Annotated in this window: 19 protein-coding genes and 2 tRNA genes; 15 read left to right on the forward strand and 6 right to left on the reverse strand. The window is 61.4% G+C overall.

From position 1 onward, the window contains the following. The first annotated feature begins 102 nt into the window (after positions 1 to 102). From ftsH to MOP87_RS02650, 15 genes are all read left to right on the forward strand, one after another. Positions 103 to 2007, forward strand: a complete 1905-nt coding sequence (gene ftsH, locus MOP87_RS02580; RefSeq protein ID WP_027915414.1) for an ATP-dependent zinc metalloprotease FtsH — start codon at positions 103 to 105, stop codon at positions 2005 to 2007. An 8-nt stretch (positions 2008 to 2015) separates the two neighbouring features. After that, positions 2016 to 2867, forward strand: coding sequence for a dihydropteroate synthase (gene folP, locus MOP87_RS02585; protein ID WP_028687809.1), 852 nt, complete (start codon positions 2016 to 2018; stop codon positions 2865 to 2867). Positions 2868 to 2883: 16 nt separating this feature from the next. Next, positions 2884 to 4224, forward strand: a complete 1341-nt coding sequence (gene glmM, locus MOP87_RS02590) for a phosphoglucosamine mutase (RefSeq protein WP_242810095.1) — start codon at positions 2884 to 2886, stop codon at positions 4222 to 4224. Between the two features lie 65 nt (positions 4225 to 4289). After that, positions 4290 to 5045 (forward strand): triose-phosphate isomerase, encoded by a 756-nt coding sequence (gene tpiA, locus MOP87_RS02595; protein ID WP_027915411.1) that lies wholly within the window; start codon positions 4290 to 4292, stop codon positions 5043 to 5045. Positions 5046 to 5049: 4 nt separating this feature from the next. After that, positions 5050 to 5448 (forward strand): preprotein translocase subunit SecG, encoded by a 399-nt coding sequence (gene secG, locus MOP87_RS02600; RefSeq protein ID WP_027915410.1) that lies wholly within the window; start codon positions 5050 to 5052, stop codon positions 5446 to 5448. Positions 5449 to 5467: 19 nt separating this feature from the next. Beyond that, positions 5468 to 5553: transfer RNA gene (locus MOP87_RS02605), tRNA-Leu, on the forward strand. Positions 5554 to 5653: 100 nt separating this feature from the next. Further along, positions 5654 to 5730: transfer RNA gene (locus MOP87_RS02610), tRNA-Met, on the forward strand. A 129-nt stretch (positions 5731 to 5859) separates the two neighbouring features. Further along, positions 5860 to 6318, forward strand: a complete 459-nt coding sequence (gene rimP, locus MOP87_RS02615; protein WP_027915409.1) for a ribosome maturation factor RimP — start codon at positions 5860 to 5862, stop codon at positions 6316 to 6318. Between the two features lie 59 nt (positions 6319 to 6377). Further along, positions 6378 to 7859 carry a transcription termination factor NusA gene (gene nusA / locus MOP87_RS02620; protein ID WP_023533184.1) on the forward strand — a complete coding sequence of 494 codons (1482 nt, stop codon included), beginning with the start codon at positions 6378 to 6380 and terminating at the stop codon, positions 7857 to 7859. A 27-nt stretch (positions 7860 to 7886) separates the two neighbouring features. Beyond that, positions 7887 to 10415: a translation initiation factor IF-2 gene (gene infB, locus MOP87_RS02625; RefSeq protein ID WP_027915408.1), complete on the forward strand. Its 2529-nt coding sequence runs from the start codon at positions 7887 to 7889 to the stop codon at positions 10413 to 10415. A gap of 114 nt (positions 10416 to 10529) precedes the next feature. Further along, positions 10530 to 10928, forward strand: a complete 399-nt coding sequence (gene rbfA / locus MOP87_RS02630) for a 30S ribosome-binding factor RbfA (protein ID WP_012274243.1) — start codon at positions 10530 to 10532, stop codon at positions 10926 to 10928. A 3-nt stretch (positions 10929 to 10931) separates the two neighbouring features. Beyond that, positions 10932 to 11849 carry a tRNA pseudouridine(55) synthase TruB gene (gene truB / locus MOP87_RS02635; protein ID WP_242810096.1) on the forward strand — a complete coding sequence of 306 codons (918 nt, stop codon included), beginning with the start codon at positions 10932 to 10934 and terminating at the stop codon, positions 11847 to 11849. 150 nt (positions 11850 to 11999) lie between these two features. Then, positions 12000 to 12269: a 30S ribosomal protein S15 gene (gene rpsO, locus MOP87_RS02640; RefSeq protein ID WP_023533188.1), complete on the forward strand. Its 270-nt coding sequence runs from the start codon at positions 12000 to 12002 to the stop codon at positions 12267 to 12269. Between the two features lie 248 nt (positions 12270 to 12517). Continuing rightward, positions 12518 to 14623: a polyribonucleotide nucleotidyltransferase gene (pnp, locus tag MOP87_RS02645; RefSeq protein WP_023533183.1), complete on the forward strand. Its 2106-nt coding sequence runs from the start codon at positions 12518 to 12520 to the stop codon at positions 14621 to 14623. A 294-nt stretch (positions 14624 to 14917) separates the two neighbouring features. Then, positions 14918 to 15268, forward strand: coding sequence for a BON domain-containing protein (locus tag MOP87_RS02650; protein WP_027915406.1), 351 nt, complete (start codon positions 14918 to 14920; stop codon positions 15266 to 15268). A 124-nt stretch (positions 15269 to 15392) separates the two neighbouring features. Here MOP87_RS02650 and MOP87_RS02655 read toward each other — a convergent pair whose 3' ends face one another. From MOP87_RS02655 to panB, 6 genes are all read right to left on the reverse strand, one after another. Next, positions 15393 to 18329: a DUF748 domain-containing protein gene (locus tag MOP87_RS02655; protein ID WP_242810097.1), complete on the reverse strand. Its 2937-nt coding sequence runs from the start codon at positions 18327 to 18329 to the stop codon at positions 15393 to 15395. Positions 18330 to 18407: 78 nt separating this feature from the next. Continuing rightward, a complete protein-coding gene (locus MOP87_RS02660; RefSeq protein ID WP_028687812.1) occupies positions 18408 to 19277 on the reverse strand; it encodes an oxygenase MpaB family protein in 870 nt (289 codons plus the stop codon). 41 nt (positions 19278 to 19318) lie between these two features. Continuing rightward, a complete protein-coding gene (gene acs / locus MOP87_RS02665) occupies positions 19319 to 21253 on the reverse strand; it encodes an acetate--CoA ligase (protein ID WP_242810098.1) in 1935 nt (644 codons plus the stop codon). A 278-nt stretch (positions 21254 to 21531) separates the two neighbouring features. Beyond that, positions 21532 to 23196, reverse strand: a complete 1665-nt coding sequence (pgi, locus tag MOP87_RS02670; RefSeq protein WP_027915403.1) for a glucose-6-phosphate isomerase — start codon at positions 23194 to 23196, stop codon at positions 21532 to 21534. A 143-nt stretch (positions 23197 to 23339) separates the two neighbouring features. After that, positions 23340 to 24203, reverse strand: a complete 864-nt coding sequence (panC, locus tag MOP87_RS02675) for a pantoate--beta-alanine ligase (protein ID WP_027915402.1) — start codon at positions 24201 to 24203, stop codon at positions 23340 to 23342. Continuing rightward, positions 24200 to 25000 carry a 3-methyl-2-oxobutanoate hydroxymethyltransferase gene (panB, locus tag MOP87_RS02680; RefSeq protein WP_027915401.1) on the reverse strand — a complete coding sequence of 267 codons (801 nt, stop codon included), beginning with the start codon at positions 24998 to 25000 and terminating at the stop codon, positions 24200 to 24202. Before panB ends, panC begins: the two co-directional genes overlap by 4 nt. Positions 25001 to 25070: the final 70 nt, after the last annotated feature.

A 25070-nucleotide genomic window follows, 5' to 3' on the forward strand; every position in this document is an offset into this window, starting at 1 on the left:
TGCCTGCGGTTGCGTGGGCAATGTAGTAAGTTAGGGCGATGAATATCATGCGAGGCACGGCTGCGTCGTGCGCCGGCCTCAGAGGGTAGCGAATTGAACGACATGGCAAAGAATCTGATCCTGTGGTTGATCATCGCAGCTGTCCTGGTGACGGTGATGAACAACTTCTCCAGCCCTAACGAGCCGCAGACCCTCAACTACTCCGACTTCATCCAGCAGGTCAAGGATGGCAAGGTCGAGCGAGTGACCGTCGACGGTTACATCATCACCGGCAAGCGCTCCGACGGCGACAGCTTCAAGACCGTGCGCCCGGCGATCACCGATAACGGCCTGATCGGCGACCTGGTGGACAACCACGTTACCGTCGAGGGCAAGCAGCCCGAGCAGCAGAGCATCTGGACCCAGTTGCTGGTTGCCAGCTTCCCGATCCTGGTCATCATTGCCGTGTTCATGTTCTTCATGCGCCAGATGCAAGGCGGGGCAGGTGGCAAGGGTGGCCCCATGAGCTTTGGCAAGAGCAAGGCGCGCCTGCTCTCCGAGGACCAGGTCAAGACCACCCTGGCTGACGTCGCCGGTTGCGACGAGGCCAAGGAAGAAGTGGGCGAGCTGGTCGAGTTCCTGCGCGACCCGGGCAAGTTCCAGCGCTTGGGCGGCCGCATTCCGCGCGGTGTGCTGATGGTGGGCCCGCCCGGTACCGGTAAGACCCTGCTGGCCAAGGCCATTGCAGGCGAGGCCAAGGTGCCGTTCTTCACCATTTCCGGTTCGGACTTCGTTGAAATGTTCGTCGGTGTCGGTGCCAGCCGTGTACGCGACATGTTCGAGCAGGCCAAGAAGCACGCCCCGTGCATCATCTTCATCGACGAGATCGACGCCGTCGGCCGTCACCGTGGTGCTGGCATGGGCGGGGGCCACGACGAGCGTGAGCAGACCCTCAACCAGTTGCTGGTAGAGATGGACGGCTTCGAGATGAACGATGGCATCATCGTCATCGCCGCGACCAACCGCCCTGACGTCCTCGACCCTGCGCTGCTGCGCCCCGGTCGCTTCGACCGTCAGGTCGTCGTTGGCCTGCCGGACATTCGGGGTCGTGAGCAGATTCTTAAAGTGCACATGCGCAAGGCGCCGATCGGCGACAACGTCAACCCGGCCGTCATTGCCCGTGGTACGCCGGGCTTCTCCGGTGCAGACCTTGCCAACCTGGTCAACGAAGCCGCACTGTTCGCCGCTCGCGCCAACAAGCGCCTGGTCGACATGAAGGAGTTCGAGCTGGCCAAGGACAAGATCATGATGGGCGCTGAGCGCAAGACCATGGTCATGTCCGAAAAGGAAAAGCAGAACACGGCCTACCACGAAGCGGGTCACGCGATCGTCGGTCGCCTGGTGCCCGAGCACGATCCGGTCTACAAGGTGTCGATCATCCCGCGGGGTCGTGCACTGGGTGTGACCATGTTCCTGCCCGAAGAAGACCGCTACAGCCTGTCCAAGCGTGCGCTGATCAGCCAGATCTGCTCCCTCTACGGCGGTCGTATCGCCGAGGAGATGACCCTGGGCTTCGACGGCGTCACCACCGGCGCTTCCAACGACATCATGCGTGCCAGCCAGATCGCGCGGAATATGGTCACCAAGTGGGGCCTGTCCGAGAAGCTGGGCCCGCTGATGTATGCCGAAGAAGACGGCGAAGTGTTCCTGGGTCGTAGCGCAGGCAGCCAGCAGACCAGTGTTTCCGGTGAGACGGCCAAGCTAATCGACTCCGAAGTGCGCAGCATCATCGACCAGTGCTACGCCACTGCCAAGCAGCTGCTGACCGAGAACCGCGACAAGCTCGATGCAATGGCCGAAGCCTTGATGAAGTACGAAACCATCGACGCCGAGCAGATCGACGATATCATGGCCGGCCGTACGCCTCGCGAACCTCGCGATTGGGATGATGATTCGGCTTCCGGTACACCGGCTGCCCAGGGTGACCGCCCGGAATCGCCCATCGGTGGTCCAGCGGCTCAACACTAAGGGCACCTATGAGCTCAGTGCAGCACCCGACCCGATTGCCTTGCGGCAATCGGGTTCTTGATTTGTCGCGTACCCATGTCATGGGTATTCTCAATGTCACGCCCGATTCCTTCTCCGACGGTGGCCGCTTCAGTCAGCGCGACGAGGCTTTGCGCCACGCCGAGGCAATGGTGGCCGCAGGCGCCACGCTGATCGATGTGGGCGGCGAGTCCACCCGCCCGGGTGCGCGGCCCGTTTCGGTCACAGAAGAGCTTGAGCGCGTGGCGCCGATGGTCGAGGCCATCCACCGTCATCTCGATGTGGTGGTGTCGGTCGATACGTCCACGCCTGCCGTCATGCGCGAAGCCGCCCGCCTGGGCGCTGGCCTGATCAACGATGTGCGCGCCCTCGAGCGCGATGGGGCGCTGGATGCCGCTGCTGCAACCGGGCTGCCGGTGTGCCTGATGCACATGCGCGGCGAGCCGGGCACCATGCAGGACGACCCGCATTATGAGAATGTCACCCAGGACGTGGCGCGCTACCTCCAGCAGCGCATGGTGGCCTGTGCGGACGCGGGCATCGAGGCCGACCGCGTCGTGCTCGATCCAGGCTTCGGTTTCGCCAAGACCCTGGCCCACAATCTCAGCCTGTTCAAGCACCTCGAAGCGCTCCATCGCCTGGGGCGTCCGCTGCTGGTAGGCGTTTCCCGTAAAAGCATGATCGGCCTGACGCTCGAGCGTCCTGTGGATGAGCGTCTTTATGGCAGCCTGGCGCTCGCGGCGCTGGCCGTGACCAAGGGCGCAAGTATCCTGCGCGTGCATGATGTAGCGCAAACTGTTGACGTGGTCCGCATGATCGCCGCCGTTCAGCACGCCGAATAAGAACATTGGAGTCCCTATGAGCAGAAAATATTTTGGTACCGACGGCATTCGTGGCCGCGTCGGCGAATACCCGATCACCCCAGAGTTCATGCTCAAGCTTGGCTGGGCGGCTGGCATGGCGTTTCGCAAACAAGGCCATTGCCGCGTGCTGGTGGGCAAGGACACGCGGATCTCCGGCTACATGTTCGAATCCGCGCTCGAAGCTGGTCTTTCGGCCGCAGGGGCCGATGTGATGCTGCTGGGCCCGATGCCCACGCCTGCCATCGCCTACCTGACCCGCACCTTCCATGCCGAAGCCGGTATCGTCATCAGTGCCTCGCACAACCCGCACGATGACAATGGCATCAAATTCTTCTCGGGGCAGGGCACCAAGCTGCCGGACGAAGTGGAGCTGATGATCGAGGAACTGCTCGATCAGCCCATGACCGTCGTGGAGTCGAGCAAGCTGGGCAAGGTTTCGCGCATCAACGACGCAGCCGGTCGCTACATCGAGTTCTGCAAGAGCAGCGTGCCCAGCAGCACCAGCTTCGCCGGCCTCAAGCTGGTGGTCGACTGCGCCCATGGCGCCACGTACAAGGTGGCGCCCAGCGTGTTCCGTGAGTTGGGTGCCGATGTGACGGTGCTGCACGCCCAGCCAGATGGCCTGAACATCAACGAGGGCTGTGGTTCGACCCACATCGAGTCGCTGCAGGCCGCTGTGCTGGTCGGCCACGCAGACCTTGGCATCGCTTTCGACGGTGATGGCGACCGTGTGTTGATGGTCGATCACACCGGCGCGATCGTCGACGGTGACGAGCTGCTGTTCATCATCGCGCGCGACCTGCACGACCGCGGCAAGCTGCAAGGGGGCGTGGTGGGTACGCTCATGAGCAACCTGGGGCTGGAGCTTGCGCTCAAGGACCTGGATATCCCATTCGTGCGTGCCAAGGTCGGTGACCGCTACGTCATGGCCGAGCTGCTCGAGCGCGAGTGGCTGGTGGGTGGGGAGAATTCCGGCCACGTGGTGTGCTGCAGCTACACCACCACGGGGGATGCGATCATCGCTGCGCTGCAGGTGCTGATGGCGCTCAAGCGCCGTGGCGAGACCCTGGCCCAGGCGCGCCAGGCGCTGCGCAAATGCCCGCAAGTGCTGATCAATGTGCGCTTCAGTGCAGGCGACGTGGACCCCCTCGAGCACCCGGACGTCAAGCAAGCCAGCGCGCAGGTCACAGAGGCCCTGGCAGGCCGTGGGCGGGTGTTGCTGCGTAAATCCGGGACCGAGCCGCTGTTGCGCGTCATGGTCGAAGGTGAGGATGAACACCAGGTGCGTCTGCATGCCGAAGCACTGGCAAAGCGCGTCGCAGAAGTTTGTGCCTGAAGCCGCTTGCCAGCGCGAATCTGGTTGGGTAAGATCTGCGCCCACTTTGACCGACGAGGTAAAGCATGCGTCGCCCTATGGTTGCTGGTAACTGGAAGATGCACGGTACCCGCGCCAGCGTCGCTGAGCTGACCGAGGGTTTGCGCAATCTTGCCCTGCCGAGCGGAGTGGAAGTCGCGGTATTCCCGCCAACCTTGTTCATCAACCAAGTGGTTGCCGAACTCGACGGCAAGGGTATTATCGTCGGCGCACAGAATTCTGCGGTAATGCCCGAACAGGGCGCGCTGACCGGTGAAGTTGCTCCGGAACAGCTGGTTGAAGCAGGTTGCAAGTTGGTGTTGATTGGCCATTCGGAACGTCGCCAGGTAATCGGCGAAGATGACGAAGTGCTGAATCGCAAGTTTGCAGCGGCTCAGGCCAAAGGTTTGAAGCCCGTGCTCTGTATTGGGGAAACCCTTGAAGAGCGCGAGGCCGGCAAAACGCTCGAAGTTGTTGGGCGTCAACTCAACAGTATCATCGAAGCTTTCGGTGTTAGTGTGTTTGCCAATGCGGTAATTGCCTATGAGCCTGTATGGGCCATCGGCACTGGCCTAACGGCCACGCCTCAGCAGGCCCAGGATGTGCACGCCGCCATCCGCGGCCAGCTGGCGGCAAAAGATGCTGAAGTGGCTGCGAAGGTGCAGTTGCTCTACGGCGGCAGCGTGAAGGCGGCCAATGCGGCCGAACTGTTCGGCATGCCGGATATCGATGGGGGTCTCATTGGTGGGGCTTCCCTGAACGCAGACGAATTCGGTGCAATTTGTCGCGCCGCAGGAAACTGAACAAATGCTGGAAACAGTCATCGTTGTTTTTCATCTGTTGGCAGCGCTTTCGCTGGTAGTGCTGGTACTGTTGCAACAGGGTAAGGGGGCGGAAGCCGGTGCATCTTTTGGTGCGGGTGCTTCCAATACCGTCTTCGGAAGTCAGGGCTCTGCCACCTTCCTAAGTAAATTCACTGCAATACTCGCTGCCACTTTCTTTTTGACAGCACTTGGGTTAGGATACTTCGCGAAGCAACAAGCTCACCAGCTTAGCCAAGCAGGTCTTCCAGATCCAGCCGTGCTAGAAGTGAAAGAGCAGCCAAAACCGGCCATCAATGATGATGTACCGGTGCTCCAAGAACAGAAGAGCGAAGCCACTCCTAATTCGGGTGATGTACCTCCTCCGGCAGAAGAGCAGAAGTAACGGGTTTCAAAGTAGTATTGCCGAGGTGGTGGAATTGGTAGACACGCAACCTTGAGGTGGTTGTGCCCATAGGGTGTAGGGGTTCGAGTCCCCTTCTCGGTACCATTTAAAGCTTGAGAGCCCGCCTTGGCGGGCTTTCTTGCAGGTGAAGGTTTGGATTTGACCCTCAAGTGGGTTCGGTCTTATACTTTCGCCCCAGCTTTGTCGCGGGGTGGAGCAGCTTGGTAGCTCGTCGGGCTCATAACCCGAAGGTCGTTGGTTCAAATCCAGCCCCCGCAACCAGCTTCAGCGAAGCCCCTTTTCAGGGGCTTTTTGCTAACCGAACAGTTCAGGCGTCGTTGTCCAACGGCGCTTTCAGGGATGGGCGCTTCGCCCATTTTTTATTTGCACAGCATGCACGAGGGGGTTCAGGTGTCGAGCAAGCTAGAACAGTTGCAGGCCTTGTTGGCCCCGGTTGTCGAGGGTCTGGGCTATCAATGCTGGGGGATCGAATTCGTTTCCCAGGGCAAGCATTCGGTATTGCGTATCTACATCGACAAGGAAGGCGGCATTCTGGTGGAGGACTGCGAAGCTGTCAGCCGTCAAGCCAGCGCCATCCTGGATGTCGAGGATCCGATCAGCAGCGAGTACACCCTCGAGGTGTCTTCTCCAGGCATGGATCGCCCACTGTTCACACTGGAACAGTTTGCCTCGCATGCCGGCGAACAAGTGAAGATCAAGCTGCGCTCACCCTTCGAGGGTCGTCGTAACTTCCAGGGCCTTCTCCGCGGTGTGGAGGAGCAGGATGTGGTGGTCCAGGTGGACGACCAGGAGTTCCTACTGCCGATCGATTCGATCGACAAGGCCAATATTATTCCCAGTTTTGACTGAGACGTGCCGGGCCCGACGGATTATCCGGGCCCAATGGCTTGCGCAAGGCGAGGCGTACGATGAGCAAAGAAGTACTGCTGGTTGTTGAATCGGTATCCAACGAAAAAGGTGTACCGCCCGGCGTCATTTTCGAAGCGCTGGAGGTGGCCCTGGCCACCGCAACCAAAAAACGTTTTGAAGACGAAGTCGACCTGCGTGTGGAAATCAACCGCCACACCGGTAGCTACGAGACTTTCCGTCGTTGGACCGTGGTCGATGAAGCCGACCTCGATGATCCGGCCATCGAAACCTGGCTGGACAAGATCAAGGACACGCATCCCGAAGCCAAGATTGGCGACGTGATCGAAGAAAAGATCGAATCCATCGAGTTCGGCCGCATCGCCGCGCAGACCGCCAAGCAGGTCATCGTGCAGAAGGTCCGTGAGGCCGAGCGTGCGCAGGTGGTCGATGCCTACCGTGAGCGTGTGGGCGAAATCATCTCCGGTACCGTCAAGAAGGTCACCCGCGACAACGTCATCGTCGACCTGGGCAACAATGCCGAGGCGTTGCTGGCCCGCGAAGACATCATTGCCCGCGAAACTTTCCGTGTGGGTGTGCGCCTGCGTGCACTGCTCAAGGAAATTCGCACCGAAAACCGTGGTCCTCAGCTGATCCTGTCGCGCACCGCGCCGCAGATGCTGATCGAGCTTTTCCGCATCGAAGTGCCGGAAATCGCTGAAGGCCTCATCGAAGTCATGGCCGCTTCCCGTGATCCGGGTTCGCGAGCCAAGATCGCCGTCCGCTCCAAGGACAAGCGCATCGACCCGCAAGGCGCCTGCATCGGCATGCGTGGGTCGCGCGTCCAGGCCGTATCCGGAGAGTTGGGTGGTGAGCGTGTGGATATCGTTCTCTGGGACGATAACCCGGCGCAGTTCGTCATCAACGCCATGTCGCCGGCTGAAGTCGCGGCGATCATCGTTGATGAAGATGCCCATGCCATGGACATCGCCGTCGCCGAAGACAACCTGGCTCAAGCCATTGGCCGTGGCGGTCAGAACGTTCGCCTGGCCAGTCAGTTGACTGGCTGGACCCTGAACGTGATGACCGAGAAGGACATCCAGGCCAAGCAGCAAGCCGAAACTGGCGACATCCTGCGCAATTTCATCGATGAACTGGAAGTCGACGAGGAGCTGGCCCAAGTGCTGGTCGACGAAGGCTTCACCAGCCTTGAAGAAATTGCCTACGTACCGTTGGAAGAAATGCTCAACATCGATGGCTTTGACGAAGATATCGTCAATGAGCTCCGCGCTCGAGCCAAGGACCGTTTGTTGACCAAGGCCATCGCTACCGAAGAAAAACTGGCAGACGCCCATCCGGCCGAAGACCTGCTCTCCCTTGAGGGCATGGACAAGGACCTGGCGGCGGAACTGGCGGTGCGCGGCGTGGTTAACCGCGAAGACCTGGCCGAGCAGTCGATCGACGACCTGCTCGACATCGACGGCATCGACGAAGAGCGTGCCGGCAAGTTGATCATGGCCGCCCGAGCCCACTGGTTCGAGTAATTAGGCGCGGCCTGAGGAGAGAAGTGCATGACGCAAGTCACGGTGAAAGAACTGGCCCAAGAGGTCGAGGCACCGGTAGAGCGCCTGCTGCAGCAGATGCGTGAGGCAGGTCTGCCGCACACCGACGCCGGTCAGGTAGTGACCGACAATGAGAAGCAGACCTTGCTGACTCATTTGAAGAGCAGCCACAAGAGCAAGGCGGAAGAACCGCGCAAGATTACCTTGCAGCGCAAAACCACCAGCACCCTGCGTGTCGCCGGTAGCAAGAGTATCAGCGTAGAAGTACGCAAGAAGAAAGTATTCGTGCAGCGCAGCCCGGAAGAAATCCAGGCTGAGCAGAAGCGTGAGCTCGAAGAGCGCCGTGCAGCTGAAAACGCTGCCCGCGACAAGGTTGACGCTGAAGTGCGTCAGCGCAACGAAGAGCAGGCGCGTCGCCAGGCTGCTGATGCCGCCGCTTCCGCTCCGGCTCCGGCTGCTAAGGCAGAACAGGCTTCTGCCCCTGCCGCTGCGCCGGTCGTAGCCAATGCGCCGACGTCGGAAGACGCTGCCGCCCGTGCGGCCGAGCGCAAGAAAGACGAGACCCGTCGCAACGAAAGCCGCACCCGTGATGACGACCGTCGTCGTGGCGAGGCGCCACGTGTGTCGATCAAGGTCAAGGTCAAGGAAAAGGAAAAGGCTCCGACGCCTCGTGCCGCGCCGCGTACCACCGACGAAGAGAGCGATGGCGCTCGTCGTGGTCGTGGTGGCAAGAGCAAGCTGAAGAAGCGTAACCAGCACGGCTTCCAGAACCCGACCGGTCCGGTCATTCGTGACGTGACCATCGGCGAGACCATCACCGTCTCCGAGCTTGCCAACCAGATGTCCGTCAAGGGCGCTGAAGTGGTCAAGTTCATGTTCAAGATGGGCACCCCGGTGACCATCAACCAGGTGCTCGATCAGGAAACCGCTCAGCTGATCGCCGAAGAGCTGGGCCACAAGGTCACGCTGATCAGCGATTCCGCCCTGGAAGACTCCCTGGCCGAATCCCTGAAGTTCGAAGGCCAGACCGAGTCCCGTGCGCCGGTCGTCACTGTCATGGGTCACGTCGACCATGGCAAGACCTCGCTGCTCGACTACATCCGTCGTGCCAAGGTTGCTGCTGGCGAAGCCGGTGGTATCACCCAGCACATCGGTGCCTACCACGTGGAAACCGACCGCGGCATGGTCACCTTCCTCGACACCCCTGGCCACGCTGCGTTTACCCAGATGCGTGCCCGTGGTGCCAAGGCGACCGACATCGTCATCCTGGTGGTGGCGGCGGACGACGGCGTGATGCCACAAACCCGCGAAGCCGTTCAGCATGCCAAGGCAGCTGGCGTACCGCTGGTGGTTGCGGTCAACAAGATCGACAAGCCTGGTGCTGACCTTGATCGCATCCGTAACGAGCTGTCCGTCGAAGGCGTGACCTCCGAGGACTGGGGTGGTGACACGCCATTCGTCAAGGTTTCGGCCAAGATGGGTACCGGCGTGGACGAGCTGCTCGAAGCGGTGCTGCTGCAGGCCGAGATCCTCGAGTTGACCGCTACGCCGACCGCCCCAGGGCGCGGTGTGGTCGTCGAATCGCGTCTGGACAAGGGCCGCGGCCCAGTCGCTACCATCCTGGTTCAGGACGGTACGCTGCGTCAGGGCGACATGGTGCTGTGCGGCTCCAACTATGGCCGCGTTCGCGCCATGCTGGACGAGAACGGCAAGCCTGTGAAGGAAGCTGGCCCGTCCATCCCGGTCGAAATCCTTGGCCTGGACGGCACACCGGAAGCCGGCGACGAGCTGTCGGTAGTGGCTGACGAGAAGAAAGCCCGCGAAGTTGCCATGTTCCGTCAAGGCAAGTATCGCGAGGTCAAGCTGGCCCGTGCTCACGCAGGCAAGCTGGAAAACATCTTCGAGACCATGGGTCAGGAAGAGAAGAAAACGCTCAACATCGTTCTCAAGACCGATGTGCGCGGTTCTCTCGAAGCGCTGCAGGGTTCGCTCGGCGGCCTGGGCAACGACGAAGTGCAGGTCCGTGTCATTGGTGGCGGCGTAGGTGGTATCACCGAGAGCGATGCCAACCTGGCGCTGGCTTCGAACGCAGTACTGTTCGGCTTCAACGTGCGTGCCGATGCCGGTGCGCGCAAGATCGTCGAGCAGGAAGGTCTGGATATGCGTTACTACAACGTGATCTACGACATCATCGAAGACGTCAAGAAAGCCCTGACCGGCATGCTCGGCAGCGATGTTCGCGAGAACATCCTGGGCGTCGCCGAAGTGCGTGACGTGTTCCGTTCGCCGAAGTTCGGCGCCATCGCTGGCTGTATGGTCATCGAAGGTACCGTCTACCGTAACCGTCCGATCCGCGTACTGCGCGACGACGTGGTCATCTTCGAGGGCGAGCTGGAATCGCTGCGCCGCTTCAAGGACGATGCCGCCGAAGTGCGTAACGGCATGGAGTGTGGTATCGGCGTGAAGAGCTACAACGACGTCAAGGTCGGCGACAAGATCGAAGTGTTCGAGAAAGTCCAGGTGGCTCGTACCCTCTAAGGGTGAGCAGGTTGCAAGCGCCTTGGCGGGCGCTTTGCAGCACCTCTTCAGGCAGCGCCCGGTCAGGCATCGTTCTGACCGGGCGTTTGCCGCTTTACGTTACAGGTAACAAGAATGGCCAAAGAATATAGCCGTACCCAACGCATTGGCGATCAGATGCAGCGCGAGCTGGCTGAGCTGATCCGTCGTGAAGTCAAGGATCCGCGTGTCGGTCTGGTCACCATCACTGCCGTGGATGTGAGCCGCGACCTGGGCCATGCCAAGGTGTTCATCACCGTGATGGGTGAAGAAACCCCCGATGCCGTGCAGCAGTCGCTCAAGGCCCTGAACAGCGCCGCCAGCTTCCTGCGCCTGCACCTGGGTCGCTCCATGCAGCTGCGCAGCGTGCCGCAACTGCATTTCCACTTCGACGAAAGCGTCAGCCGTGGCGTGCACCTGTCGGCATTGATCGAGCGTGCAGTGGCCGAAGACCGCCTGCACAAGGATGCCGACGAGTCTGGCACCAAGGAGTAATCGGTGGCCCAGGTCAAACGCATTCGCCGCAATGTCAGCGGCATCATCCTGCTGGACAAGCCCTTGGGCTTCACCTCCAACGCTGCCTTGCAAAAGGTGCGCTGGTTGCTCAATGCAGAGAAGGCCGGTCACACCGGTAGCCTCGACCCGCTGGCCACTGGCGTCTTGCCGCTGTGCTTCGGCGAGGCCACCAAGTTTTCGCAATACCTGCTCGACTCCGACAAGGGTTACGAGACGGTCATGCAACTGGGCCAGACGACCAACACCGGCGACGCCGAGGGCGAGGTGCTGCGCACCCGCGAGGTGACCGTTGGTCGCACCGAACTGGAAGCCGCATTGCCCGGTTTTCGTGGCCCGATCAGCCAGATACCGCCCATGTACTCGGCTCTCAAGCGTGACGGTCAGCCGTTGTACAAGCTGGCGCGTGCAGGAGAGGTAGTGGAGCGCGAGGCGCGTTCTGTTACTATTAGCCGTCTTGAACTGCTCGAGTGCGAAGGCACCCGTGCACGCTTGAGCGTTGGCTGCAGCAAAGGCACCTATATTCGTACCCTGGTGGAGGATATCGGTGAAGTGCTGGGCTGCGGTGCGTATGTCGCAGAGCTGCGCAGGACGCAGGCCGGGCCTTTCGCGCTGGCACAGACGGTCACCCTCGAGGAGCTCGAGCAGGCCCACGCCGAAGGCGGCAACGAAGCGCTCGATCGTTTCCTCATGCCGTCGGACAGCGGGCTGCAGGATTGGCCGATGGTGAGTCTGTCCGAGCACAGCGCGTTCTACTGGCTGCATGGGCAGGCAGTGCGTGCACCGGACGCGCCGCAATTCGGCATGGTTCGTGTACAGGATCACAATGCCCGCTTCATCGGTATCGGTGAGGTGAGCGAAGACGGGCGGATCGCGCCACGTCGACTGATTCGGTCGGAATGACCGAAACCATGGGCCCAGGCAGGTGCCGAGGTCCGTGGAGCAGAGGGTGGCTGTCAGTAGGCACGGTCACACCTCTTTCTATTGATACAGGGATAAGTCCCTGGCCTATTGGAACCCGTTCGCGGGGTCCGTTTAATCAGGAGAAGCCTCATGGCCCTCAGCGTTGAAGAAAAAGCTAAGATCGTTGCCGAACACCAGCAAGCCGCCGGCGACACCGGTAGCCCGGAAGTACAGGTTGCTCTGCTGACCGCCAACATCAACAAGCTGCAAGGCCACTTCAAGGCCAACGACAAAGACCACCACTCCCGTCGTGGTCTGATTCGCATGGTCAACCAGCGTCGTAAGCTGCTGGACTACCTGAAGGGCAAAGACACCACCCGTTACAGCGCGCTGATCGCTCGCCTGGGCCTGCGTCGCTAATAGCGGCCTGGTTGGTGGTGTGCATGGCGTGCCGCTGGCTTCGACAGGGCTGTTTCACAGCCTTGTCGTGGGGCACGCCACGCATGACTTCGAGGCTGGCAGCCTGGTAACTCGAGCGGTTTTTCGCTCGGTTCCAGGCTCCCGGCCTCGAGTTGTATCTGGACGGTAGACAGGGCCGATTCCCTGCACTGCCCAAGCATTCGCAAGAAAACAGTTCCCCCAAGAGCCACTGAAGAAGGTAGGAAACCGTGAACCCGGTAATCAAGACATTCCAGTTCGGTCAATCGACCGTTACTCTCGAAACGGGCCGCATTGCCCGTCAGGCAACCGGCGCCGTGCTGGTCACCGTCGACAACGACGTCACCGTGCTGGTGACCGTGGTCGGTGCCAAGCAAGCTGATCCAGGCAAGGGCTTCTTCCCGCTGTCGGTTCACTACCAGGAAAAAACCTACGCTGCCGGCAAGATCCCCGGTGGTTTCTTCAAGCGTGAAGGCCGTCCTTCCGAGAAAGAAACCCTGACCTCGCGCCTGATCGACCGTCCGATCCGTCCGCTGTTCCCTGAAGGGTTCATGAACGAAGTGCAGGTCGTCTGCACCGTGGTTTCCACCAGCAAGAAGACCGACCCCGATGTCGCCGCGATGATCGGTACCTCGGCGGCTCTGGCCATCTCCGGCATTCCATTCGAAGGCCCGATTGGCGCGGCACGCGTTGCCTTCCACGAAAGCACCGGCTACCTGCTGAACCCAACGTACGAGCAACTGGCGGCTTCTAGCCTGGACATGGTTGTCGCCGGTACCGAAACCGCCGTGTTGATGGTTGAATCGGAAGCCAAAGAGCTCACCGAAGACCAGATGCTGGGCGCCGTGCTGTTCGCCCACGATGAGTTCCAGGCCGTCATCCAGGCCGTCAAGGAACTGGCTGCCGAAGCCGGCAAGCCAACGTGGGACTGGCAGCCCGCCGCCGCCAACACCGAGCTGATGAACCTGGTACGCGCCGAGTTCGGCGAGCAGGTTTCACAGGCCTACACCATCACCCAGAAAGCGGACCGCTACACCCGCCTGGGCCAGCTGCGCGATGAAGCCATCGCCCGCCTGAGCAACGAAGAAGCCGGCCCGACCGCTGGCCAGATCAAGGAAATCTTCGGCGAGCTGGAATACCGCACCGTGCGCGAGAACATCGTGAACGGCAAGCCGCGCATCGACGGCCGTGACACCCGCACCGTGCGCCCGCTGAACATCGAAGTCGGTGTTCTGCCCAAAACCCACGGCTCGGCATTGTTCACCCGTGGCGAAACCCAGGCGCTGGTCGTTGCCACCCTCGGTACTGCCCGTGACGCACAGTTGCTGGACACCCTGGAAGGCGAAAAGAAAGACCCCTTCATGCTGCACTACAACTTCCCACCGTTCTCGGTCGGTGAGTGTGGTCGCATGGGCGGCGCTGGCCGTCGTGAAATCGGCCACGGTCGTCTGGCGCGTCGCGGCGTGCAGGCGATGCTGCCAAGCGACAGCGAGTTCCCGTACACTATCCGTGTCGTCTCGGAAATCACCGAGTCCAACGGTTCCAGCTCCATGGCTTCGGTCTGCGGTGCCTCGCTGGCCCTGATGGATGCCGGTGTACCGATGAAAGCACCGGTTGCCGGTATCGCTATGGGTCTGGTCAAGGAAGGCGAGAAGTTTGCCGTTCTGACCGACATCCTGGGTGACGAAGACCACCTTGGCGACATGGACTTCAAGGTAGCCGGTACCGCCAAGGGCGTCACCGCCCTGCAGATGGACATCAAGATCAACGGCATCACCGAAGAGATCATGGAAATCGCCCTGGGCCAGGCCCTGGAAGCGCGCCTGAACATCCTCGGCCAGATGAACCAGATCATTGCCCAGTCGCGTACCGAGCTGTCGGCCAACGCGCCGACCATGATCGCCATGAAAATCGACTCGGACAAGATCCGCGACGTGATCGGCAAGGGCGGCGCCACCATTCGCGCCATCTGCGAAGAGACCAAGGCTTCGATCGATATCGAAGATGACGGCTCGATCAAGATCTTCGGCGAAACCAAGGAAGCGGCAGACGCTGCCAAGCAGCGCATCCTGGGCATCACTGCCGAGGCCGAGATTGGCAAGATCTACGTGGGCAAGGTCGAGCGTATTGTCGACTTCGGCGCCTTCGTCAACATCCTGCCTGGCAAGGATGGCCTGGTGCACATCTCCATGCTGAGCGATGCGCGCGTCGAGAAAGTCACCGACATCCTCAAGGAAGGTCAGGAAGTTGAAGTGCTGGTACTGGACGTGGATAACCGCGGCCGTATCAAGCTGTCCATCAAGGACGTCGCGGCTGCGAAGGCTTCTGGCGTCTGATCGCCTAGCGCTTCACAAAGGGCTCCCGCGGGAGCCCTTTTTTTTGGATCTATACTGGGCTGTGCCCGTGTAAATACAAAAACAGACACGGAACTTTTAGCGGACTTGCATCTTGCATGCAGGTTTATCGCGCAGGTTGCAGAATGCACGAGTCGTGAATGATGCGATGATACGTAAGTCATTGATTTAAAAGGAATCAAGCGAAGCGTAAAACCTGGCACAAGCCATGCAACTACCTGTTTACCTGCCGCCAGACACATGGCGCAGACCTTTCGAAAAACAGGAGTGACTCACATGAAGAAGTTCGCCATTGCTGCCGCTACTGCTACCGCTCTGACCCTGACCATGGCCAACGCCGCTTTCGCAGCCCAGGCCACCCAGGCTCCGGTAATGCTGGCTGCCAACACTATGGATGACGCTAAGCAAGAAGGCTCTGACACCTGGATCACCACCAAGGTCAAAGCGGATCTGCTGACCGAGAAAGGCGTACCAGGCAGCGACATCAAAGTAGAAACCAGCCACGGCGTAGTCTCTCTGTCCTCGGACGTCAAAGTGACCGAGTCGCAAAAAGAAGTGGCCGTGCGCGTTGCCAAGAACATCAAAGGCGTCAAGAGCGTAATGGCTGACGGCCTGAAAGCTGAATAAGGATCGTCCTGTCGGCCAAATGGATTTGGCCAGCTACAACAAAAGCCCCGGCCTGTGCCGGGGCTTTTTCGTGGAAGCTTTCATTGAGCCGCATAGGCTTGGCATCAAGCCTTAGGAGTCACGATCAGTCGGCATCCAGGTGCATTGGCGTGACAACGCGGCCATCTTTTTCGGGCTGCCCCAGGTGGGTGTCGATGAAGTACACCCTATCGTCTTCAAGCTTGGCTTTGTCCACCAGGTAATCCTTGATACTGCTGGCCCGCTCCTGCCCCAGAGTGCGTAACAGAGCCGTGCTTTCGGCCCAGAACTTGAGCACGGCGTTGCGAAGGTTGGCAGTGCGCGCGTCGCGGTCAAGCTGCTCCCATTCGGCAGGCGGTTGCTGCTTGAGGCGGCTGCGGTAAATGCCTTCGAGCATCGCTGGCTTGTCGGCCTCGTCGACCACCATCAGGGACGCACTGGCCGGTACCTTGTCACCGCGCCGCTGCAGAATCTTGTACCAGGTGGCCTGATATTCCCGCTCCAGACGCTGTTGGGCAAGAATGGGGCCGTCGCTTGCCTGAGCGCTGGTGCCTTCGATTTCCAGGCGCAGTTCCGGCCGCTTTCTCAGCCCTTCGGCAAGTTTATCCAAGGATGCTTGGGCATCGCCTGCCAGCTCGCTGGACCCGGGTGCAAAGGCCACAGTGCCCAAGTCTTCGGCGCCGCCTCCGGCAACAAGGCCACCGATGAGCTTGAACGGTGCCTGCGCGGCGCGCAGCACCAGGTTGCGCAAGGTTTGCCACACGATCGGCATCACGCTGAACTGCGGGTTGTTCAGATCGCCCGCAACGGGCAACTCGATGGAAATCTTGCCGTGAGTGTCTTTGAGCAGCGCCACTGCGAGGCGAATCGGCAGATCGACCGCGTCCGGGCTGTCCACTTTCTCCCCAAGTTGCAACTGCTCAACGACCACCTTGTTCTCGGCTTTGAGTTGGCCCTTGGTGATCAGGTAGTGCAGGTCCAGGTTCAGCCGGCCTTTGCGGATGCGGTAGCCGGCAAACTTGCCCGAGTAGGGCGTCAGGGTGGTCAGTTCGACGCGTTTGAACACGGCGGCGATATCCAGGCTCGCGAGTGGGTCGAATGGGTTGAGGCCACCTTTGATAGTGACGGGTGCGTACCGGTCGACCTTGCCTTGCACATCCACCTGGGCAGGGAGGGGCTTGCGGTTATCGATGGTCCCCACCTGGCCGTTGAGCTGTTGCACGGCCGTGGCGAAATTGGGCGTGAGCGACAGGTCGGCGAAGTTGGCCGAACCGTCCTTGATCACGATCTGGCCAATGTGGATACCGAGCGGCTTTTCCTCGGTGGCGCTTGCAGGCTGGGGCTGGGCCTTGGAAGGGGCATCGTTTGGCTGTGGGATCAACAGGTCATTGATGTTGGTAGTACGGTCTTCGTTGATGATGAAGCGTGCATAAGGCTGTTGCAGTGTCACCTTGTCGATCGACAGGGCATCGCCATGCACATACGTCAGGCCATCGAGGTTGACCTGCTGCCATTTGACGAAGTCCCGGCTCTTGATGGTGTCGAGGGTGTGCAACTGATTCACCTGCGCTTTGCCGCTTACCGTCAAGGCCAACGGCGAGGTGCTTTTCAGGTCCACCTTCAGGTCGCTGTCGAGCATACCGCTGCGCAGCTCCAACAGAATGAAGGGGCTGATGTAGGCTTGGGCTAACCGCAGGTCGATGTCCCGGGTGCCGACATCCAGCTTGGCCCACACCGGCGCCAGGTTGACCTGGCCCTGGCCCTGCAGGGTGCCTTGCTTGCCGATGCCGGTGTCGAACTTGACCGTGAAGGGCTTCTGGTTGAGGCTGTCGAAGCCCTTCAAGTCAGCGTTCAAGGGGCCTACGTCCAGGGTGACCGGTTCTTTTTGCGTGCGGTCTGCCAGGTGAACACGGTAGTTCCTGAGCTGGACATCATTAAGCAACACCTGCCAGGGCTTGCTTGGGGCCGCTGGCGTCTGCGGTGCAGCTGAAGCCCCTGCAGTGGGCGGCTCGGCCTTTTCAGCTGGTGTTGGCTTGCCAGGCTCGCCGGCAAACAGCACCTGCCAATCGAGCTGACCGTCCTTCTCCAGCGCTGCCCAGGTTTCCAGTTTTTCACTGCGTACCTTGCCGATCGTGACCTGCTGCTTGACCAGGTCGACGGAGGCATCACTCAACTCCAGATTGGCGAGCCTTGCCAACGGACGACCATCCGGAGCCTTGATGGCAAAGGGCGCCACCCGCACCGAGGCTTTTTCCAGACGCAGTTCGGTCTTGTCTGCCAGGTTGAGCCGATAATGCGTGCTCAGGCTGAGCTTGCCGTCTTCCAGCACCAAGGGCACCGCATCGCGCACATAGGGCCAGAACAGCTTCATCTTGCTGTCGGTGACCTTAAGCGTGCCTTCGGACGCGATAGGCGCTAGGCTCAACGTGCCCTGCCAGTCGATGCGCCCACCGTTGGGACCGTTGGCCACCATGGTCATGTCGGCATTGTCATTGGCGAGGGTGCTGAGGTTCTTCAATTCCAGGCCAAGGTTGTCGTAGAGAAACTCGATCGGCTCGCTGGGACGCAGGTCTTCGAAACGCACGAAACCCTGCTCAAGCTTGATGCTGCCGATACGCAGCGGGAAAGGATCGCCTGGGGGTGTATCGGGCTCGCTTTTGCTGGCAGGCAGTTGGAAAAGGCGAGCGAGGTTGAGCGTGCCATCTTTGGCAAATAGCACTTCGGTGCGTGGTTTGACCAACTCGAGGGCGTCAAGGTGCAGCGCGCCGGTCCATAGGCTGTCCAGCGACAGGTTGGCGTACAGTTTTTCGAAGCCAACCTGCTCTTTACCGGGCTCGCCGATCTGCAAGCCCCACAAGGTCAACTCAAGGCTGAAGGGGTTGAACTCGGCCCGCTGGAGGTGGGCCGGCACCGTGGCGTAGTGGGCGAGCTGCTGGTTGGCGATACGCAGCGCGACGCCCGGAAGAATGAAAAAGCCAAGCAGGCTGTACAGGGCGAGCAACGCCAGCAGTGCGCCGATGGCGCGAGTCAGTCCTTTGTACATGAATCGCTTCGTCTGTCCGGGCCGGGATGCCTTGGAGTATGGCACGTTAAATCAGTTCCGCTGAGGTGCGCTCAGTGCTTATTCGATGCCCATGCGGCGCCTGGCCCGGTGCGCAGACCCGTCGCGCATGGCCCAGCGCAATACCGGTGCGGTGCCTTGCACGCCCAGGCGGATCAACCGTTTTTGCCAATGGCCCGGTTCGAGGCCAAGCTGCTGTTGTGCCCACTGGGGCAGCAGCTCGATACCGGCGTGCAGCATCAGCTTGCCCACCGGTTTTGCCAGCCGGCTGGGCGCAGGGGCGTCGAGCAGAATACTCATGACTTCCTGACTGCGGGCATCGCAGCTCAGTTGTGGGCGCATCGCATGCAGGTAGTGTTCGACCTCACGGCGCGAGCGTGGCACGTCCAGGGCGCCCAGGCGTTCGGCGATCAGGGCGATTTCCTGGTAGTAAGCGTCTTGGTCGGCCAGGGACAAGCGGGGGTTGCGGTAACGCAAGTGAGCGGCCAGAAAGCTGCTGACCTCGGCCACATGCACCCAGGTCAGCAGGTGAGGGTCGCTGGCCGCATAGGGGCGGCCATCCGGCGCGGTGCCTTCGACTTGCAGGTGTATCCGGCGCACTTTTTCGATCAGCCAGTGCGCATCTTCGGTCGCACCGAACGTGGTCCCTGAAATGAACTGGCTGGTGCGCCGCAGGCGCCCGATCAAGTCATGGCGAAAGTTGGAATGGTCCCAGACCCCAGCGAGCGCCAGCGGGTGCAGCAACTGCAGCATCAGTGCGCTGATGCCGCCGACCAGCATGCTGGGGAAGTCGCCATGCACCCGCCAACTGACACTGTCGGGCCCGAACAGGCCAGGGTCGCCCTTGGGCGACTCCAGGTCGAGCTGCCCCAACGCCAGGCCGGTGAGGCTCATGGCTTGTTGTTCGATACGGCGGCGAAGCGCTTCCATGGTGACCTGCAGGGCTGGGCAGCCTGGGTAGCGGCCGCCGGTTATCGGTTCAGGCGAGTGTCGATCAACCCTTGGACGACGCTCGGGTCGGCCAGGGTAGAGGTGTCGCCCAGGCTGTCGAGCTCGTTACAGGCGATCTTGCGCAGTATACGCCGCATGATCTTACCCGACCGTGTCTTGGGCAGAGCCGGAGCCCATTGCAGCAGCTCGGGCTTGGCGAAGCTGCCGATCTCCTTGCCGACGAGCGCCAGTAACTGGGCCTTGAGGTCTTCATCGGGGCTGACACCGTTCATGGTGGTCACGAAGGCGTATACACCCTGGCCCTTGAGATCGTGGGGGTAACCCACCACGGCTGCTTCGGCCACGCTGTCGTGAAGCACCAGGGCGCTTTCGACCTCCGCCGTGCCGATGCGATGTCCGGACACGTTGATCACATCGTCCACGCGCCCAGTGATCCAGTAATGCCCGTCGGCATCGCGCCTGGCGCCATCCCCGGTGAAGTAGTAGCCGGGCATGGGCTTGAAGTAGGTGTCGACCATGCGTTGGTGATCGCCATGGACGCTGCGAATCTGCCCCGGCCAGCTGGCCTTGATCGCCAGCAGCCCAGCCCCTGGACCCTCGATGACCTGGCCCTTGTCGTCAAGCAGCACCGGCTGCACGCCGAACATGGGTTGGGTGGCGCAGCCAGGCTTGAGGGTCTGGGTGCCGGGCAGTGGCGTGAGCATGATGCCGCCGGTTTCGGTCTGCCACCAAGTGTCGACGATGGGGCAGCGGCGCTGTCCGACCTCATCGAAATACCAATGCCAGGCTTCCGGGTTGATCGGTTCACCCACGCTGCCCAGCAAGCGCAGGCTCGCACGGGAGGTACTTTGCAGGGGCGCAAGCCCTTCGCGCATCAGGGCGCGCAGGGCGGTGGGTGCGGTGTAGAAGATGTTGACCTGATGCTTGTCCACCACTTGCCAGAACCGCGAGCTGTCGGGGTAGTTGGGCACGCCCTCGAACATCAGCGAGATGGCGCCATTGGCCAGAGGGCCATACACGATGTAACTGTGGCCGGTGACCCAGCCGACGTCGGCGGTGCACCAGAAGACTTCCCCCTGCCGGTAGTCGAACACCACGTCGAATGTCATGGCCGCTTGCAGCAAGTACCCCGCCGTGGTGTGCAGCACGCCTTTGGGTTTGCCGGTGCTGCCGGATGTGTAGAGGATGAACAGCGGCGCCTCTGCCTCCATCGGTTCGGGCGGGCAAGTCTCGTCGACCTGCTCGATGGCGTGGTGGTACCAGAGGTCACGACCGTCGTCCCACGCGACATCACCCCCAGTGCGCCGCACGACCACGACGGTGCTGACGGCTGGGCAACTGGCCAGCGCCTTGTCGACATTCTGTTTGAGGGCGATGCGCTTGCCGCCGCGTACGCCTTCGTCAGCGGTGATGACGGTGCGGCAGTCGGCATCGAGGATACGGTCACGCAGCGCGTCGGGGGAAAAACCACCGAACACCACGGAGTGAACAGCGCCTATGCGCGCGCACGCGAGCATGGCGAACGCGGCTTCGGGGATCATCGGCATGTAGATGCATACCCGGTCACCTTTGGCCACGCCTCGCGACTTCAATACATTGGCCAGGCGACATACCTGGCGGTGCAGTTCACGGTAGCTGATGGCCTTGGTGTCGCTAGGGTCGTCGCCTTCCCACAGCAGGGCGGTCTGCTCGGCCCGCGTGGCCAGGTGGCGATCGATGCAGTTGTAGCTGACGTTCAGTTGGCTTCCGTCGAACCAACGGGCCTGGCCGGTGCGCAGGTCCGACCGTTGAACCTGGGACCATGGCTTCATCCAGGTCAGGCGTTGCGCTTGAGCGGTCCAGAAGGTATCCGGGTCTTCGACCGACTGGCGGTACAGGCGGTCATAGTCGTCCTGGGAAAGGGCTGCCGCCTGACTGACGGCGAGGGCGTGCGGGTAATGTTGGAGATCGAACATGGCGGTGGTCCTGCTCTTGTAAGGGGCGAGGCACGGCAACGGCTATTGAGTAGGACAGTTTTGGGGGGAGGGGTGTTCAACCGGTCCGGCGATTGGGCGGTCACGGGCTACAGGGACAGTGGAGCTGCAGACTGGCTTGCTGCGCAGGCTTCACTCACGTGCGATAGGCGCTGCGCGGCAGCCCCGCCAATCGCCCGGAAGCGAACTGCAGAAGCTACGGCGCACTTTTTTCACGCCCTGCCTGACGAGCAGGATGCACTGCCAGGCAGAGGGTGGGATCAGCCGCGATGGCGGCCGCGGAAGTAATTGATCAGGCCCTGGGTAGAACCGTCCTCGGCAACCTCTTCCTGGCTGCCCACAAGACGCTGGTACACACCCTTGCCCAGCTCCTTGCCCAATTCCACGCCCCATTGGTCGAAGGCATTGATACCCCAGACCACGCTCTGCACGAACACCTTGTGCTCATACATGGCCACCAGGGCGCCCAGCCGGCGTGGGCTGATACGCTCGACCACCAAGGTGTTGCTCGGACGATTGCCCGGAATGACCTTGTGCGGGGCGAGCTTTTGCACATCGGCTTCGCTCATGCCCTTGGCACGCAGTTCGGTCTCGGCTTCCTCGCGCGTCTTCCCCAGCATCAGCGCCTGGCTCTGGGACAGGCAGTTGGCGTACAGCCACTGGTGGTGGTCGGCCACCGGGTTGAAGCTGACGACCGGCACGATGAAGTCGGCCGGGATCAGCTGTGTGCCCTGGTGCAGCAATTGGTGATAGGCATGCTGGCCGTTGCAGCCCACGCCGCCCCAGATCACCGGGCCGGTCTCGGTTTTCACCGGGGTGCCGTCCTGCAGCACGCTCTTGCCGTTGGACTCCATGTCCAGCTGTTGCAGGTGCTTGGTGATGTTGCGCAGGTAGTGGTCGTACGGCAGGATCGCGTGGCTGCTGGCACCCCAGAAATTGCCGTACCACACGCCCAGCAGCGCCAGCAGCACGGGCATGTTCTTCTCGAACGGCGCGCTCTGGAAATGCTGGTCCATGGTGTAGGCACCGGAGAGCAGTTCCTTGAAGTTGGCGGTGCCGATGGCAAGCGCAATCGGCAGGCCGATGGCGGACCACAGCGAATAGCGCCCACCGACCCAGTCCCACATCGGGAAGATGTTCTCTTCGCGGATGCCAAACGCCACGGCGGCGGCCTTGTTGCTGGAAACGGCGATGAAGTGGCGGTACAGCTCGGCTTCCGAGCCGCCCTGGGCCAGGTACCAGGTACGCGCGGCCATTGCGTTCTTCAGGGTCTCGAGGGTGTTGAACGACTTGGACGAGACGATGAACAGGGTGGTTTCGGCGCGCAGGCTGGCCGACAGTTCGTGGAACTCGCTACCGTCGATGTTCGCCAGGTAATGGCAGCGTACACCGCGCTGGGCGTAAGGCATCAGCGCTTCGGATACCAGTTCCGGGCCCAGGAACGAGCCACCGATACCAATGTTGACTACGTCGGTGATGGGCTTTTCGCTGTAGCCACGCCACAGGCCATCATGTATGCGGCCTACCAGCTCGGTGATCTGGTTGAGCACCTTGTGCACTTCCGGCATGACGTTCACGCCGTTGACGCTGAGCTTGTCACCCACCGGGCGGCGCAGGGCGGTGTGCAGCACCGGCCGGCCTTCGGAGGCGTTGATGATCTCGCCGCTGAACATCGAGGTGATGGCGTCCTTGAGGCCCACTTCGTCGGCCAGGTTTACCAGCAGGTCACGTGTCTGTTCGGTGATCAGGTTCTTGGAATAATCCAGGAACAGGCCACAGGAGCTCAGGGAGAATTGTTCGAAGCGCTGAGGATCGGCGGCGAAGGCTTCACGCATGCTGAAGCCTTGCATGGCATCGCGGTGCTGCTTGAGCGCCTGCCAGGCGGGTAGAGCCGTGACATCGTGGGGGGTACGGTAATACGCCATTGCGCGGGGGTCCCTTGGTCCGTGGTGATGCGTTGGACACGGCAGTCATTGCCGGGTTCAGGCTGGCATCATTATAGGCAAAGGTCCGGCGCTGGGAATGGGGGGCGTTCAAGTAGATGAGGTGCCTGGGCACCCCAGGCCGTTCAGGCAGTCGTGTCCTGCACTTGCACGTACAGGTTGTCGATCAGGCGGGTGTTGCCCAGGTAAGCCGCCGCGATGACCACCAGGTCTCGGTCATCGACCACGGCCGGGCGCAGGGTCAGGGCATGCCGTACTTCCAGGTAATCGGTGCGCAGACCGGCTGTGCTCAACTGGGCCTGGCCGTCGGCCACCAGCGTGGCGAAGTCCTTTTGGCCATGGGCGATGGCAGCTGCCAGTGTCTGGAGTACCCGATACAGCACTGGCGCTGTTGCCCGCTGCTCTGGGGTGAGGTAGCCATTGCGCGATGACAGTGCCAAACCGTCTGCGGCGCGCACCGTAGGCAGGCCCATCACCTGGATCGGCATGTTCAGGTCGCGCACCATGGCGCGGATGACTGCCAGCTGCTGATAGTCCTTTTCGCCAAAGACCGCGAGGTCAGGCTGCACCATGTTGAACAATTTGCTGACCACGGTGGCCACGCCTTCGAAGTGCCCTGGCCGACTGGCGCCGCACAGCCCTTGCGACAGGGTGGGCACGCTGACCCGCGTCTGCACGCTCATCCCGTCCGGATACATTTCATCCACGCCAGGGGCAAACAGCAGGTTGCAGCCCGATTCGACCAACAGCTGCTGGTCGGCTGCCAACGTGCGAGGGTATTTGTCCAGGTCTTCATTGGCCCCGAACTGTAGCGGGTTGACGAAGATGCTGGCAACGACGAAGTCGGTGCATTGCGCGGCCTTGACCACCAGGGCCGCATGGCCGCTGTGCAGGTTGCCCATTGTCGGCACGAAGCCGATGCGCTTGCCTTCGTTGCGGGCGCGGGCTACGGCGGCGCGCAGCTCCCGCACGGTCTTGACTGTATTCATGCGCTGAACCCGTGTTCACTGGCGGGGAAGGTGACCTGCTTGACGGCCTGGACATAAGCGGCAAGGGCGCTGGCGATGTCAGGTTGGCCGTCCATGAAGTTCTTCACGAACTTGGGCACCCGACCGCTGAGAGACAGGCCGAGCATGTCGTGCAGCACCAGTACCTGACCATCGGTGGCGTTGCCGGCACCAATGCCGATGACCGGGATGCGCACGGCCTGGGTGATCGCTGCGGCCAGATCGCTCGGCACGCACTCGAGCAACAGCATCGCGGCGCCCGCGGCTTCAAGGGCGATGGCATCGGCCTGCATCTGCCGGGCTTGTGCCTCAAGGCGGCCTTGTACTTTATAGCCGCCGAGCACGTTTACGGTCTGAGGTGTCAGGCCCAGGTGGGCGCACACAGGCACGCCGCGCTCGGCCAGCAGCCGAATGGTCTCGGCCAGCCAGGCTGCACCTTCGATTTTGACCATGTGGGCGCCGGCCTGCATCAGCGCCGCGCTGTTGGCAAAGGCCGATTCGGGCGTGGCGTGGGCCATGAAAGGCAAGTCGGCGAGAATCAATGCGCCGTGATTGCCGCGCTTGACCGAGGCGGTGTGGTAGGCCATGTCTGCCGTGGTGACCGGCAAGGTGCTGTCATGGCCTTGCAAGACCATGCCCAAGGAGTCGCCCACCAGCAGGACGTCGACGCCAGCCTGGCTGGCTGCCTTGGCGAACGTCGCGTCATAGCAGGTCAGCATGGCGATTTTTTCACCCTTGGCCTTCAGGCCATTGAGGGTGGAAAGGGTTACTTCAGGCATGTAGAGAGTTCCTCATTCTGGCGCCAGGGGAAACGACTGCATGCAACCTGAGTAGTCATCTTCCGCAGCG

The organism is Pseudomonas sp. I3-I5 (assembly GCF_022699445.1).
In the GTDB taxonomy this organism is placed as follows: Bacteria; Pseudomonadota; Gammaproteobacteria; order Pseudomonadales; family Pseudomonadaceae; genus Aquipseudomonas; species Aquipseudomonas fulva.